The sequence below is a fragment of the Tessaracoccus coleopterorum genome (genome assembly GCF_011174705.1).
Lineage (GTDB): Bacteria > Actinomycetota > Actinomycetes > Propionibacteriales > Propionibacteriaceae > Arachnia > Arachnia coleopterorum.
Genome location: NZ_JAANIJ010000001.1, coordinates 1,531,362 through 1,544,675, shown reverse-complemented (window position 1 = coordinate 1,544,675; position 13,314 = coordinate 1,531,362). Strand labels below are relative to the sequence as shown.

Sequence of the window (13,314 nt, the reverse complement as noted above, 5' to 3'; positions counted from 1 at the left end):
TCGATGCCTTCTGCGTGATCGAGATCCTGGCTCCGGGCACCAAGGAGAACGCCTACCTCGGGGACTACCGCAAGCGGATCGTCAACCCCGAGACCGTACGCATCACCTGGAAGACGCCCTAGCCCGCTCGACCGCCCGGTAGACGGTGGACCTGCCCACGGCGAACAGCTCAGCCAGCTCACCGACGGTGTGCTCGTCGGCCTGGTACAGCTCGACCAGGTGCTTCTCCTGCACGGTGCTGAGCTTGGGCTTCTTGCCCTTCAGCCGGCCCTTCGCCTTCGCGACCGCCATGCCCTCCTTGGTGCGGAGTCGGATCAGGTCGGCCTCGAACTCGGCGAAGGTGGCCATGACGTTGAACATCATCCGGCCCATCGGGTCGGCCGGGTCGTAGGCCGACGCCCCCAACCGCAGCGTCACCCCTTGGCCTGCAGCTCTTCGGCGATGTCCTGGGCGTCCCTGATGCTGCGGGCAAGCCGGTCGAGCTTCGTGACCACGAACTCGTCGCCGGCGCGGACGGCGGCCAGCGCCTTGCCCAGCTCCGGCCGGGCCCGGTTCCGGCCGGTCAACCCCTCGTCGACGTAGATGTCGGCGGCGGCCACTCCCATCGCCTCCAGCGCCTCGCGCTGCGCCGTGGAGTCCTGCCCGCCGGTGCTGACCCGCGCGTACCCGATCTTCATGCCTCGATTGTACCGTTAGAGGCCCCATCATCGAAACACATCATCGGACGCCCTAAACGGGACACCGCGTCCCGCGTGGCCGCCCAATCCCTCATGTCCAGCCGGCCGTCCCGGTGAACGACCGGCTATCGAACGCGCCCAAGTGGTTGTTCGAGGGCGGCAGTCCTATACGCGTGCGTGGATGTTCCTCTATTGCTAGGTGCCTGCGACCTCATCCTCTGTGCGCTCGCCCCGCCTACGGCTCACACTAGGCAGCCTGTGCATCGACGTAGTTATGCCAGCTGCGCATCGGCAGAGGCATCGGAGATGAACGCTCACCGCCGTGCACCGATAGCATCGGGCGGGTGACCAGGACCCCGGACCTCCGCAAACCCGTCGAGGCCTACCTCGATGCGCAGCAGCGCGTCATCGACCACTGGTGGGCGATCCAGGCGCAGGCGGATGTGCTCGGCCAACCCGCGCTGCACGCCACCTCTGAGGCCACGTTGAGCGCCTGCGCCACCAACTGGGAGGCGTTTCGGACCGACTGGCATATACGAGCCATCGCCTGCGACGCGACCCAGTTCCGCGCCTGGGTGAGCAACCGCGTGGTCGACGCCGCGAAGTCTGACCAGAAGGTCAAGGCCCTGATCGAGGGCATCGAGGCGGACCCGAGGGCCGATTTGAAGTCGTGCTGCCCAAGCACCCGACGATGGCGCGGGTCGCGGGAATGCTCGACCCAACGACTACAACCTCACCTTCAAGGACAAGCGGTCCTCGGACGCCAAGGCGGACAATCACCTAGTACCGAACCTGGCTGCGCTGCCGAAGTCGCTGGACTACTTGGACTGGAAGGTCCTCGCGCTCATGGTCGCCACCCGCAATGCCATCGCGCACGGGTCGGCCGGCTCGATGACGTACTTGAAAGCGGCGATGAACGATATTGCGGGGGTTCACGACAGCCAGGTAGCCGCGTTGGGGCGACGGAACCTAAGCGTGCCCAGCACGGGAATCGGGCGGTTTCTGACAGTGACGCCTCCGAGGCCGTCTGGCCAACCACGAGGTACGGTGTGGCAGCCGCGCGTCATCACGATCTGTGAGCGGGTGCGGGACATGGGGGCGAAGTTCCGCCCTGAGGCTGGGCGTTTGGCCTCCCTCGAAGACCGCGTGTAACTGCGAGGCGCCGGACGGCAGGAGTACCCACGGCTAGGGAGCTCGAGATCGATCTTCTGAGGAGCAGAGGTCCGCTAGCCCCAGCGATGCCGGCCCCGAGCTGGGTGCCACTCAGCGTCACCAGAAGCCCGCCATGTATCGCTGCCAGTCACAGGTCGGCCGCGCTCATGCGCACGTACCCGACCACCTGGCCCTTGTGTCCGACCATGCCTGGACCGCCTCTCCACTCCTGTCCAGCGATACACATCACCGATGCCGTTGGACGCAGGAAACGCCGCATCCGGTCGTGGTAGTTGGGGTAGACCCTGTTTGACGGTGAACTAGGTCGCTCCTGCTTCACCGCCCAGCACTGGTCGCAGGTCCGTCGGCGGGTCGTGACCGTCCTGCCGCACCTGGGACAGGCCCTCGGTCGCCGACGGGTCCCTTCACCCGAGGAAACGCCAGCGGCCCTCCACCCCGTGGCGCTCGCGGTACTCCCGGGCGGTCAGGTCATGCACACGCTGCGAGTGGATCCCGACGCTCGCGAAACGGTCGCCGCACTCGTGGCAGAGCACGCCGTACTCGTTGGTGTCGAGGATGCCGTACCGCCCGTGGCCCGAGGGGTCGCCCACCACCGGCTCACCAGCCACAGGAAGCCCTCCACCGGCCTCCAGGCGGCGCTGGTGAGACGACACAGCTGATGCCCGGGGAGAGCCTCCTCGGGCACCTGTGGGCTGCACAGCGCGTCATGGGGTGAATCTAGTCGGGGAGTGGTCACCCTCGGCTTGCTGAACGAATATCTGGACCTCCAGTCCCACAGCGGCAGCGACTCTGGTCAAGGTGCTGAGGCTCACCCGTTGGCCTGCCTCGATCCGGGCCACAGTTGGCCGGGAAACACCGGCAGCTTCAGCGAGCTGGGTCTGGGACCAGCCCCGCAGCTTCCGGGCCTCCCGCACTCGCTCAGCCCACACGGCTGTCACAACTGCACCTCGTGCAGCGCTGCACCCTCTCGCCCGATTCCCTCAGGAACCCGGCCAACAACTTGCGCGCCTCAGGCTCTGCACCCTCCGTCCAAGATGCCGGCGCAGTCAGCATCTGGTGGGTGTACACATCGCGGGGAACGTGGTGCCCCGTCGCAAGAAGTCATTGAACGAGACTTCCTTGCCGGCCAGGTTCGTTACGTGGATGCCAACCCGCCACTGCCCCGCATAACCCCAGTGGCGGAGCGACAGTTCACCGATGAGCTGGAAGAACTGCAGCGTCGACTTCAGGATCGTCGTGGTACCGACAACCTCGATCGCGCCCTCTTCTCGGAATCCACGCGGGCGGTACATCGTGCCGCCACCACTGACGAACTCCAGGCTGGAATCCTCGTCCAGGCACAGCAGGTGGCAAAGCATGTCCTCGTGCCTGCGCTCCATCGGCTCGGAGTACCGCGTCGTCACCGCCAAGCCCAGGGGTCGCGAGCAGAGCTGTCGAGCGAGGACAGCGAGCCGCGCGCGTCCTGATCACGGAACAACTGCGCCACCACGTTCTGGAGATGAAGTTCCTCGTCTCGACCCAACACCGGAGCACACGGTTCTGCCAAGAGGTAGATATGTCCGTTCCCGGTCGGGTGGTCCGCAATGGACGGAGCCAGAGGGTCTCGGTCGACCATCGACAGCAGTCGCGCCTTGAACGTGGCTGCGTCACCTGCTCGTGCCTCCATCCGCTCCCGCACCTCGGGTCAGCGAGCTTCCTCTTGCCATCACTGGAGCGGCCCCAGTAAGCGCCGTCCACCATGTGTGGTGCCTGCGCTGAGGCGGGCACCTCGACAACCAGCACATGCGACCCTTCGTCCTCGGGATGCTGGATCGCCGGGTAGATCACGGGGACAGTGGCGGATGCACGCGGGTCGAGGCGACCTGGGAGATCCGCTCGACCATCCCTGCCACGTCGCATCCGACCACCTCGAACGTCTTGTCCTTGACCCGAACACGAGCACACCGCCGTACAGGCTCAGTGAAGCCAGGTCACGGGCCAGCTCAACGTTCACTGCCTTGTTCGCCGGACCAAACATCGCCTTCAGCTCAACCCACTGGGTCTCCTCCAGCAGGCCCCTGCTGCAGCCGTGACAACCTCGTCCCAGGTCGAGAGCGGCACCTTGCCCACGCTGGGGCCCAAATAGTGCATCATGGGCTGGCTCCTTGATCAGTAGTACTCGCGGACGTAACCGAGGGCCTTCTCAAAGACGTCCTCGTCGCGGATCTTGAACTGGATGTACAGCGTCCTGCGCAGGGCCTGCTTGACCTCGCGATCCCCCTCGCTGGTGGCCTGCCAGCCGTCAAACCGGATGCCTCGCACCACCTCGTCGATCCGATCCACCACGCGCTCGACGATGACGGGCGTGTCCTCGCCCTTCACAGCCTCGAACAGCTCCGTGAGCGCAGCCTTGCCGCGCTCCTCGCGCGGCACTTCGTTCAGCGCCTTCTCGGCCGCCACGGTGTCGCGGGCCAGCTCCAGCAGCGAGCGCAGGAAGTCCAGGCTGGACTGCTGCCCTTCGGCGTAGCGCTTGCGCAGGTCGTTGAGTCGCTTGCCCAGCTCGACGAACTTCGGGTTGGTGAGGTGCCGGGCAATACGCGCGGTGATCTGCTTCTCGATCTCCTTCGGGTCTGTCTTGCTGGGATCGCCACTGAGCAGGTCCTCGATGGTCTCGGCGTCCAGCTTGATCGTCTCAGCCGGTTGGGGACCTCCACCTCCACGTACTGGCTGATCAGATCGATGGTCTTGCGCCCCAGCGCGTGCCAGATCAGCCGGCCAGCGGTGTCGACCGGCCGCACGGACTCGTAGACGTCCACGAGCCAGCGGTAGTCGCTCTCGAACTCCCCGAGAAGCGGGTCGGGCTGATCGCATCCCACAACTGGGTGACGATGCTGAACGCGAGCCCGAACGCGTCCTTCGTGCCCTTGTCGGCCCCAGTGCGGTCTGGGCAGCCTCCAGGCCCTCGTAGCCGCCCACTGTGCGGTCGACGCCGGGGAAGAACGCGAGCGCAGCCGCGATGGCGTCAGGGAACTGCGCCTTCAACTCCTCGATGTTCGAGATCACCTCGTGCACCGACTCGTCGTCGAACTTCAGCGACTCCGCCACGTCGTCGAACACCCCGAGGTAGTCGACGATCAGACCGTGCGTCTTGTCCGGAGGATAGGTCCGGTTCGTCCTCGTAATCGCCTGCAGCAGTGTGTGGTCCTTCAGCGGCTTGTCCAGGTACTGGGTCTGCAGGATGGGGCGTCGAAGCCGGTGAGCAGCCTCGCCGTGACAATGACGATCTTGAGCGGATCTGAGGGATCGTTGAACCGCTTGAGCAACGCTTCGGTCTGTGCCGCGTCAGGCGTCCACTGCGCCCACTCCGCTGGATCCGTGCGCGCCTTCGACATCACGATCGTGGAAGCCTCCACCGGCAGGTACTTGTCCAACTCGGCCTTGTACGCGACGCACGAGTACTTGTCGTACACCACCACCTGCGCCTTGAAGCCTTGCGGCTCGATGCGGGTCAGGAAGTGCTCGGCGATGTCGGCCGCGATCTGGCGGACGCGGTCGGGTGCCTTGATCAGCACCTCGATGGAGGCCGCCCTCTTCGACAGGGTGACCTTGTCGCTCTCGCTCAGGTTGTTGTGAGCCGCAATCAGCTCGTCGAACGCCTGGTCGATGCCGTCCTGGTCGATGTGGATCTCAGAGAGCCGGGGCTCGAAGTGCAGCGGCAGCGTGGCGCCGTCACGGATCGAGGCCGAGAACGAGTACCGCGACAGGTAACCGCCCTCATCCTGGTCCGATCCGAACCACATGAACGTGTTGCGATCGCGCTTGTTGATGGGTGTGCCTGTCAGCCCGAACAGGAAGGCGTTTGGCAGGGCTTGGCGCATCTGCCGACCGAAGTCGCCCTCCTGCGAGCGGTGGGCCTCGTCGACCATCGCGATGATGTTGTCGCGGTCGTCGAGCACGCCCTCGATCTCACCGAACTTCTGGATCGTGGTGACGATGATCTTGCGGGCCCCTGCGACAACAGCTGCTTCAACTCGGCACGCGACTCGGTCGCCACCAGCCCTGGCACGTCTGCGGAGTTGAACGTCCCCGTGATCTGGGTGTCCAGTTCACGGCGGTCCACCACGATCAGAATCGTCGGGTTCGTCAGGGCAGCCATCGCGCGCAGCTTCAACGCGGTGAACACCATCAGCAGGGACTTGCCCGAGCCCTGGAAGTGCCAGATGAGGCCCTTCTTCGTCTCACCCAGCAGCACCCGCTCCACGATCAGGTTGGTGGCCTGGAACTGCTGGTAGCGCGCGATGTTCTTGATCCGACGATGCTTGTTGTCGGTGGCGTACACCGTGAAGAACCTCAGGAACTCCAGCACCGAGGCCGGCACCAGCGCACCCTCCACCGCGCTGCGCACGGCACCCAGGCCCAACACGAGGGGTGCATCATCGTCCTCGTCGCGCCAGGGTCCCCACTTCTCGATCGGCATGCCGACAGTTCCGTAGCGCAGGTCCTTGCCTTCGGTGGCGAAGGACAGCACGTTCGGCACGAAGAACTGCGCGACGCTCTTCTCGTAGTCGTCATGCACCTGCGCCGCAGCGTCGATCCAGCTGATGGCCGAACTGGTCGCGGTCTTCGCCTCACCCACCGCCAGCGGCATACCGTTGCACCACAGCACCAGGTCGAACCGCTTCTCGACCCGACCCTGCCGGAACGTCACCTCCGTCGAGACGACCCAGTCGTTGTTGACGGGTTGTCGAAGTCGACCGGCCGCACCGTGACGTGCTCGTTGTCGGCGCCGAACGGCATCGATCGCTGACCGGTCAACCAAGCAGCGAACTCCTCGTTGGCCACCACCGGGTGCGGGGTGTTCCGCGCCGAGATCAGGATCGCCCGCAGCTTGTAGATGACCTCCTCGGCCTTGGCCGGGTCTGCTGCGACCTCCGGGTTCAGCCGGATCAGGGCGTCGCGCACCTGGCTCTCGATCATCACCTCGCCCGTCGACCGGGCAGCTGTGAGCCGGCCACGAACGGCACGCCGTTCTGCACGAGCACGTCGCGCACGTAGTCACGGACCGTATTGGCTTCGTTGAACATCAGTTGCCTCCGAAGATCTCGTTGAGGAGGGAGGCTCGAAGAGCCGTCAGATTCTCCAGCTCAGCGCCGTCGGCACCCGCGCCCTCTTGAAAAGTTGCATCACGTGTCAGAATCGCTCGCTGTTCCGGGATAGGGGAGTCACGAGCGCATGGGTCTTAATATCCTGGCCGTTGATCTTCCAGATACCGTTGGTCGACTTCGCGTTCCGCAGCAGTGCCGCATGGGCCGCTGCGGAGTTCCACTGCGCACATGCGAACGCAGGGAGTATCTGCGCTCGATCGAACCGCAAACGGATCAGAAGGTCTGGATAGACGCATCCATCGGGTAGTCCGCCCACCGCCAAACCTCCGAGGCCGGTCAGCGACTTGTTTCCGTTGCCCCTCACAATCAGGAAATCGTTCTCCTCGATGACAAAGTTCGCCACCGACTCGGGGGTGACATCCATATACTTCACAGATGACCCGCCCACGACGCGACCGTCCCTGACGGCGCTGATGCTAAGCGTGGGCACACCACGCCCTCATCATTACCCGGAGCCGACTTACCGTTGGTCGGTCCAGCGAGCACCAGGCTTGAAATCGGGCGCCTTTCCCAAGCCCCGACGCAAGCATCTGGTCGAGCCACGTCGACCGTGAAACGGCGGCAGCTGACTGTCGGTTCGATAGTGACCGATGGTGCCGCTCCACCGCCCACAGCAGGTCCGCGAGCCGCTCCTGTTCGGGGACGGGCGGTAGGTCGAACTCTTGAACCTTCAGATCGCGCCAGTTGACCGTCGGAGAGAGCGAACCGACTGAGATACCGATGGCTCGGTCAAGGAAGTAGTCGCTGGCGAGGAACACCGGCAGAAAGTCCGGGTGCATGAGCCCCGACTTCGCCCTGAGAACCAACGCATGCGCTGAGCAGATCCCTCGAAGTCAGCCCGAGCAACCTTCTTCTGATAAGCGCGTCGGCGCCCGAAGATGACGTCACCCGGCTGAAAACGCAGCTTCTGCGCTTCCACCTTGTCGGGGCTGTCCCACCGTTCGACCGTGAGCACGCCGGGATCGAGGTGCTCAAGGCCGACGTAGCGGTCGACTCCGGCAGACGAGGGGTCGTCAACCCGATCGGTGATCGAGTCGATGACATCGCCGAACTTCACCCGGCGCCACGTGCTCTTGTCCAGGTTGAGGCTCATCAGGAGGCCTCCTTCCGCAGCATGCCCAGCACGCTCTCGATCGAGGCGTCCGCCCCGTTGCTCGCCTCACGCCACAGTTCCAGCGCATCCGCCACGCCCAGCTCGTCACCAGACAACGCAGCTTTGGCGCCGGAAACGTAGAGCGGGATGGCAAGGCTGTAGCCCTTGTCGGCGATCTGGTCCATCGTCGCCACCGCGGCGAAGCCCTCCACATCAGCGAAGCCCTGGTAGGCGCCGAGGATCTTCTCCTGGTGCCGCTCGCGCAGGAACGACTGTGCCTGCTCGCGTGCCACCTCGTTCACGGCGTTGATGAAGAGCGCCTTGCCTTGCTGAGACACGGGCTTCCTAGCGCGCAGCGTGATGACCACGGCCTCCATAGGCGAGTTGTAGAACAGGCCGGGCCCCAGGCCCAGCACACACTCGACGAGGTCGGTCTTCACCAGCGCCTCGCGCAGCGCAGCCTCCTCACGACGGAACAGCACGCCGTGCGGGAACAGGATCGCTGCGCGGCCGGTGTGCGGGTCGAGGCTCTTGGCGATGTGCTGGAAGAAAGCGTAGTCGGCGCGACCCTGCGGGGGCGTGCCCCACATGTTGCGGCCGTACGGATCCTTCACGAACGCAGCCCGGTTCCAGGCCTTGATCGAGTACGGCGGGTTGGCCAGCACCACGTCGAACTTCTGCAGCGCACCCTTGCTGTCGTGGAACGCCGGTCGCCCGAGCACATCGCCGTGGGCGATCAGGCCGTCTTCGATGCCGTGCAGGAACAGGTTCATCCGCGCGATAGCCGAGGTCCCGTAGTTCAGCTCCTGGCCGTACAACCGGAGGTTGCGCCATTCCTTGCCCTGCTTCTTCAGCTCAGCGGCCGTCGAGATCAGCATGCCGCCGGTGCCGCAGGTGGGGTCGTAGACCGACTCGCCCGACTCAGGCTTGAGCATCTGCGTCATCAGGTGCACCAGCGTGCGGTTGGTGTAGAACTCCTGGGCCGTGTGGCCGGAGTCATCAGCAAACTTCTTGATCAGGAACTCATACCCGTTGCCGAGCTCGTCTTCGGGCAGATTGGCGATCGACAGCGTCTGGGTCGAGAAGTGCTCGATCAGGTCCGACAACGTCGAGTCCGACAACAGGTTCTTGTTTCCCCAGTCGCCGTCGCCGAACACGCCCGGCAGCGAGTCCGGGTTCGCACTCTCAATCGCTCGCATCGCCTTCAGCACCGCAGCCCCGATGTTCTGGGTAACCTTTCGCACGTCTGCCCAGTGAGCTCCGTCCGGGATCACAAACCGGTGGTTCTCCGGCAGGTTCGCCAGGTCCTCGTCGCCCTCGTACATCGCCAAGGCCGCAGTCTGCTCCTCGTCGTAGACGTCGGAGAGACGCTTGAGGAACACCAGCGGGAAGATGTACTGCTTGTAGTCGCCGGCGTCGATCAGGCCGCGCAGCACCACCGCTGCGCCCACAGGTACGTCTCCAGCTCGCGCTGGGTGATGCGCTCGCTCATGCGTTGGCTCCTTCCAAGCCGAGGCCCCACTTCGCCAGCTCGGCCTCCAGCGCGGCTCTGGTCTCGTTCACCGCGGCATGCGCTGATTCCAGTTCTGCCAGCGCGTCGCTGAGTGTGATCTGCTCGCCGTCGTCGACGGGCGCGACGTACAGCGGGATGTTCAGGTTGAAGCTGTTGGCCTCGATCTCGCCCAGGTCAGCCACGTGTGCCAACCCTCGACGTCGGAGAACCCTGGTAAGTCTCCAGCAGCGCCCTCGCGTGCTCGGGCTCCAAGGTGTTCTGGTTCCGGCCTCGCTTGAACAACGACTCACCGTTGATGAACAAGATCTTGCCGCTCTTCTCACGGGCCTTCTCGGTGCGAAGCACCAAGACGCAGGCGGCCAGCCCCGTGCCGTAAAACAAGTTAGGGGCCAAGCCGATCACAGCCTCGATGAGGTCCGCCTTGAGCACGTGCTCCCGGATACGGGCCTCCGCGCCCTGTCGGAACAACGCCCCTGGGGAGCACCACGGCGATGCGGCCCACACCTGGCCGCGCCGAGGTGATCATGTGCTGGACCCACGCCCAGTCGGCATAGCCCTTCGGCGGGACGCCACCCAGCTTGTTGCGACCCCACGGGTCGGTGGTCCACTCGACGTCGCCCCACTTCTTGAGCGAGAAGGTGGGTTCGCGACCACGCAGTCGAACTGGGCCAGTCGGTTGCCGGTGTAGAACGCCGGTGTGCGCAACGTGTCCTCGCGGGCGATGTGGAAGTCCTCCACGCCGTGCAGCAGCAGGTTCATCCGGGCGATGCCCGAGGTGGCCAAGACCTTCTCCTGGCCGTACAGCTTGCCCCACAGCCGCCTCGCGTTGCCGCCGGCACGCTTGACGTGTTCGATGACCTCGATGAGCATGCCGCCGGTGCCGCAAGCGGGGTCGTAGACCGTCTCACCCTCCCGGGGTCGAGCATGTCGACCAGCAGCCCGACGACCGAACGCGGGGTGTAGTACTCCCCGGCCTTCTTGTTCGACTGGTCAGCGAACCGCTTGATCAGGTACTCGTAGGCATTGCCGAACACGTCCGGGGCGACCGCTGCATTGGTCAGCGCCTTGGTGGAGAAGTGCTCGATGAGGGCGGCCAGCTTGGCGTCGGACAGCTTGTCCTTGTTGGTCCAGCTCGCGTGGCCGAAGATGCCGTACAGCGTCTCGGGATTCGCCTTCTCGATCTCCCGGAACGCCGTCTGCAGCGCTGTTCCGATGTTCTCGGTCCGCGCCCGCACGTCGTCCCACAAGCAGCCCTCCGGGATGGCGAAACGATGGTTCTCCCTAAACGATGCGAACTCGTGGTCGCCACCGGAGTCGGCCAAGGCCTCTCCGTACTCCTCCAGGTACACGTCGCTGATCCGCTTGAAGAACATCAACGGGAAGATGTACGCCTTGAAGTCGGCTTGGTCGATCGATCCCCGCAACAGGTTTGCAGCCTCGGCCAGGTAGCTCTCCAGCTCGGACAGCGTCACGGGACTCGCATTGCCTGGGATCAGACCGCGCGCGATCGCCCTTGCTTCTTCTTCGTTCATACCTCGAACCGCGACCTTCCTCGTACCTGGCCAACTTCAGAGCTGATCCTGCCAGTTGCCACTGACAGTGGAGCGGACCATGCCTCGCACTGCTTCGGAGTGTATCAGTGGCTGATACAAACCGAGACATGGCAGGCAGCGACAGCGCACCTGCAGCGCCGCAGCAGCACAGCTGAAGCTGTGCCGGGAGCCCTTCTGAACTCACACGAGAGCAGGAGGGCTCAACCATGTCCGACGACCAGACCTACCTTGAACACCAGCTCGACAGAACCGAGGAGGTCTGGGCTGAGCTGATCGCCGCCATGGATGAGTGCCGCCCTACGACGACGGCTCCGGCGAACTCCAAGACCCAGGCACAGCGATCTGGCAGTCGGTCATGGAAGCGGTTCCGTTGCGGGCCGTGCGGATCACCTTGTCCACCGGTGGCCCTGGCGTCTACGCCGAGGCGATCGTCGACCGCGACGACACGATCTCGCGCGCGCGGCTCGTCGCCTACAGCGCCTCGGGCCACATCGAGCGCCTGATCAGCCCAGGATCCCGTTGTGGCGTCTGCTCACCTCACACGCCATCGAACTCGGCCTGACAGGACAGTAGGGGACCAGCAGTGCTGGTCCGGGACAACCATCGACACAGAACCTTCGACCACGAGGAGCGCAATCATGACCAACCCGCGAACAACGGCTCGATCACCGGCCACCTCGCCGCTGACCCGATCTCCTTCACCAACGAGGACGGCAGCAAGAAGGTCTTCGTCACCATCTACACGCGGCGGAACTTCAAGAACCGCGCCGGGCAGCGTGACTCCGACCGCATCTCGCTGGAGACCTTCGTCTCGGCCCAGACCATGGGCCTGGGCATCTTCGACTACCTCCACCAGGGCGACCTCGTCCAGTTCGCGTACACCATGCGCTCGGAGGAATACCCGCACCCGGCCACCGGCGAGATCATCTACAAGCAGTACCTGAGGATCGAGTCGGCCAACCCGCTCGAATCGCGTGCGGTGACCCTGGATCGGCTGGCCCGCCGCCTGCGCGAGGCTCAGCAGGCCTCTGAGGCCGCCACGGCGCCCGAGCCGACCGAGGAGGCGCAGCCGGCTCCCAAGGCCGCCAGCGCCGCCAGAAGGCCGCCCAGCCGGCCTGAGCGACCCCACCAGACCCCGTGGCCCAGCGCCGCGGGGTCTTGCGTTTGCAGGTGGTGGGCCTCGCCGGGCGGAGCCCGGCCGGGGGCGCGACCGAGGGTGTCGATCCGCGCGCCCCGTCCGTCCCGAAGGAGGGCTCATGCCTGTCTCCGCCCCGTACTCACCGAGCGCACCGCCCGCCTGGCGCTGGCTTGTGTCGCCCGTCCCTACGATTCCGAGGTGGCCCGGGTGGCCGCCGAGCGCGGCCCGGTGGAGGGCTGGCTGCGGCTGATGGCCCAGGACACCGGAGCCGGCCACAAGGCCCGGCACCTCGACATCGACGCTGTCCTGGTGGGCACCGAGCGCGCTGGCGCGCGCTTCGTCGTCCCCGGCGACGAGGAGTGGCCAGTCGCCCTCGATGAGCTCGATGCACCTCACCTGGGCGGCCCCTGGGCGCCGCTGGGCCTGTGGCTGGCCGGGGAGTCCCTGCTGGCCGCCAACGAGCCGGTGGCGATCACCGGGTCGCGGGCCTCGACCGCCTACGGCGACAACGTCGCCCGCGAGATGGCTGCCGAGCTGGCCGAGCGCGGCCACTCGGTCGTGACCACCTCGTCCTACGGGATCCCGACCGCGGCCCTGCGCGGCACCCTGGCCGCCGGCGGCAACGCGCTCGTCGTGCTGGCCTCGGGATCGACGCGGTCTACCCGCGGGCATCGGAGTCCCTCGTGGCCACCGCCAAGGAGCGCGGCACCGTGGTTGCCGAGCAGCCGCCCGGCACACCGCCGTCACGGGCCGGCTTCCTGGCCTCGGCTCGCCTGCTGGCAGCCCTGGCCTGCGGCACGGTCGTCGTCGAGGCCGCGAGGCGCTCCAACGCTGGCTGGTCGGCCACCTGGGCGGAGAACCTCGGCCGCGGGCTGTTCGCCGTGCCCGGGCCGGTGACCAGCGCCACCTCGCAGCTTCCCCACCAGCTCATCCGTGACGGCCGGGCCCGGCTCGTCACGTCCACCCACGACGTCCTCGTCGACTGCACTGCCATAACCACCGAGGAGAACTGACATGACCGTA

At 65.7% G+C, this 13,314-nt stretch carries 13 protein-coding genes and 3 pseudogenes; 2 read left to right on the top strand and 14 right to left on the bottom strand.

Going from position 1 to position 13,314, the window contains the following annotated elements; all coding sequences use genetic code 11:
• Positions 1-102 precede the first annotated feature (102 nt).
• The 14 genes and pseudogenes from G7085_RS09905 to G7085_RS25355 all read right to left on the bottom strand — a co-directional run bounded on the left by G7085_RS09905 (position 103) and on the right by G7085_RS25355 (position 11,132).
• Positions 103-677: pseudogene (locus G7085_RS09905) on the bottom strand (recombinase family protein).
• Positions 678-1,059: 382 nt separating this feature from the next.
• The gene (locus tag G7085_RS09900) at positions 1,060-1,362 is read right to left on the bottom strand and encodes a hypothetical protein (RefSeq protein WP_197510838.1); all 303 of its coding nucleotides are present in this window, start codon (positions 1,360-1,362) and stop codon (positions 1,060-1,062) included.
• A gap of 892 nt (positions 1,363-2,254) precedes the next feature.
• Positions 2,255-2,440, bottom strand: a complete 186-nt coding sequence (locus G7085_RS09895; RefSeq protein WP_231979388.1) for a hypothetical protein — start codon at positions 2,438-2,440, stop codon at positions 2,255-2,257.
• A 114-nt stretch (positions 2,441-2,554) separates the two neighbouring features.
• Complete coding sequence (locus G7085_RS34680) at positions 2,555-2,764, bottom strand: helix-turn-helix domain-containing protein (protein ID WP_408647199.1); 210 nt, start codon at positions 2,762-2,764, stop codon at positions 2,555-2,557.
• A gap of 132 nt (positions 2,765-2,896) precedes the next feature.
• Positions 2,897-3,229, bottom strand: a complete 333-nt coding sequence (locus G7085_RS09885) for a hypothetical protein (RefSeq protein WP_197510835.1) — start codon at positions 3,227-3,229, stop codon at positions 2,897-2,899.
• A gap of 769 nt (positions 3,230-3,998) precedes the next feature.
• Positions 3,999-4,946, bottom strand: coding sequence for a hypothetical protein (locus tag G7085_RS09880; protein WP_197510834.1), 948 nt, complete (start codon positions 4,944-4,946; stop codon positions 3,999-4,001).
• Between the two features lie 89 nt (positions 4,947-5,035).
• Positions 5,036-5,785 (bottom strand): DEAD/DEAH box helicase family protein, encoded by a 750-nt coding sequence (locus G7085_RS30065; RefSeq protein ID WP_197510833.1) that lies wholly within the window; start codon positions 5,783-5,785, stop codon positions 5,036-5,038.
• Complete coding sequence (locus G7085_RS30060) at positions 5,668-6,537, bottom strand: type I restriction endonuclease (protein WP_197510832.1); 870 nt, start codon at positions 6,535-6,537, stop codon at positions 5,668-5,670. Before G7085_RS30060 ends, G7085_RS30065 begins: the two co-directional genes overlap by 118 nt.
• Complete coding sequence (locus G7085_RS09865) at positions 6,534-6,806, bottom strand: hypothetical protein (RefSeq protein ID WP_197510831.1); 273 nt, start codon at positions 6,804-6,806, stop codon at positions 6,534-6,536. Before G7085_RS09865 ends, G7085_RS30060 begins: the two co-directional genes overlap by 4 nt.
• A 213-nt stretch (positions 6,807-7,019) precedes the next feature.
• Entirely contained in the window at positions 7,020-7,358 is a 339-nt protein-coding gene (locus G7085_RS09860) for a restriction endonuclease subunit S domain-containing protein (protein ID WP_197510830.1), read from the bottom strand.
• Positions 7,359-7,664: 306 nt separating this feature from the next.
• Positions 7,665-8,087, bottom strand: a complete 423-nt coding sequence (locus G7085_RS09855) for a hypothetical protein (protein WP_197510829.1) — start codon at positions 8,085-8,087, stop codon at positions 7,665-7,667.
• A complete protein-coding gene (locus G7085_RS09850; protein ID WP_197510828.1) occupies positions 8,087-9,523 on the bottom strand; it encodes a type I restriction-modification system subunit M in 1,437 nt (478 codons plus the stop codon). Before G7085_RS09850 ends, G7085_RS09855 begins: the two co-directional genes overlap by 1 nt.
• Positions 9,524-9,575: 52 nt before the next feature.
• A complete protein-coding gene (locus tag G7085_RS09845; protein WP_197510827.1) occupies positions 9,576-9,782 on the bottom strand; it encodes a hypothetical protein in 207 nt (68 codons plus the stop codon).
• Positions 9,775-11,132: pseudogene (locus G7085_RS25355) on the bottom strand (type I restriction-modification system subunit M). The gene G7085_RS09845 and the pseudogene G7085_RS25355 overlap by 8 nt, the downstream one beginning before the upstream one ends.
• 376 nt (positions 11,133-11,508) lie before the next feature.
• On the opposite strand from G7085_RS25355, the gene G7085_RS09825 reads away from it, so the two are divergent.
• Both G7085_RS09825 and G7085_RS32450 read left to right on the top strand, forming a co-directional pair.
• Entirely contained in the window at positions 11,509-11,715 is a 207-nt protein-coding gene (locus tag G7085_RS09825) for a hypothetical protein (protein ID WP_197510823.1), read from the top strand.
• A 261-nt stretch (positions 11,716-11,976) separates the two neighbouring features.
• Positions 11,977-13,304 (top strand): annotated as a pseudogene (locus G7085_RS32450) (DNA-processing protein DprA).
• The last annotated feature ends 10 nt before the right edge of the window (positions 13,305-13,314 follow it).

What these genes read in the sequence shown, in the direction of transcription:
- G7085_RS09885 (WP_197510835.1), bottom strand. Translation starts at nt 3,229, where the DNA reads ATGGAGCGCAGGCACGAGGACATGCTTTGCCACCTGCTGTGCCTGGAC.
- G7085_RS09865 (WP_197510831.1), bottom strand. Translation starts at nt 6,806, where the DNA reads ATGATCGAGAGCCAGGTGCGCGACGCCCTGATCCGGCTGAACCCGGAG.
- G7085_RS09860 (WP_197510830.1), bottom strand. Translation starts at nt 7,358, where the DNA reads ATGGATGTCACCCCCGAGTCGGTGGCGAACTTTGTCATCGAGGAGAAC.
- G7085_RS09855 (WP_197510829.1), bottom strand. Translation starts at nt 8,087, where the DNA reads ATGAGCCTCAACCTGGACAAGAGCACGTGGCGCCGGGTGAAGTTCGGC.
- G7085_RS09825 (WP_197510823.1), top strand. Translation starts at nt 11,509, where the DNA reads ATGGAAGCGGTTCCGTTGCGGGCCGTGCGGATCACCTTGTCCACCGGT.